Here is a 572-nt window from a genome sequence, read left to right as displayed (position 1 = left end):
AACGAGAAGGTGCCATAGCTCAGTTGGTAGAGCAAAGGACTGAAAATCCTTGTGTCCCCGGTTCGATTCCTGGTGGCACCACTTTGAAGAAAAGCAAAAGACAGTAAAATCCTGATTTCCAAGTGAAATCGGGATTTTTTGTTTTCCCTCGGCACGCAAAAAACGGCAAAAAATTACCGTTCGAGGTGGAGCAAAAGGTGGAGATAAAAGGTGGAGCAAAAATCTCCATCAAATTAGAGTCTTTCTCACTGATTTGCAATGTTTTGCGTATCAAGAAAACGTGGTCGGGTTCCTACTTTTATCCAAACTAAAAACTGTAGGAAAATGAAAAGAAGTTCATTCAATGTGCTTTTCTTCTTGAAGAAGACCAAGCTGCTGAAAAATGGAGAAGCATCCGTTTGTATGCGTATCACTGTAGATGGTACGCGAGTTGAAAACAACATCCGCAAAAGCATTGCCCCGTCTCTCTGGAGTCAGGCTAAGGAATCCGCCAGAGGCAAAAGCCGCAAATCATGTGATCTGAATGCCTATATCGAAAATGCGAGAATCAAGTTACATCAGATTTTTTGTGA

General features: G+C 42.0%; 1 protein-coding gene and 1 tRNA gene. Both read left to right on the top strand.

Annotated elements, in window-relative coordinates; genetic code table 11:
- Positions 1–8 precede the first annotated feature (8 nt).
- Positions 9–81 (top strand) — tRNA-Phe (locus tag DXA74_RS15515).
- A gap of 243 nt (positions 82–324) precedes the next feature.
- On the top strand, positions 325–572 hold a 248-nt coding region (locus tag DXA74_RS15505; RefSeq protein WP_233550586.1), incomplete at its 3' end, for an Arm DNA-binding domain-containing protein.

The organism is Bacteroides sp. OF04-15BH (genome assembly GCF_003477995.1).
Lineage (GTDB): Bacteria > Bacteroidota > Bacteroidia > Bacteroidales > Bacteroidaceae > Paraprevotella.
Note: the sequence above shows the minus strand (reverse complement) of the source record. Positions and strands in the feature narration are given on the sequence as shown.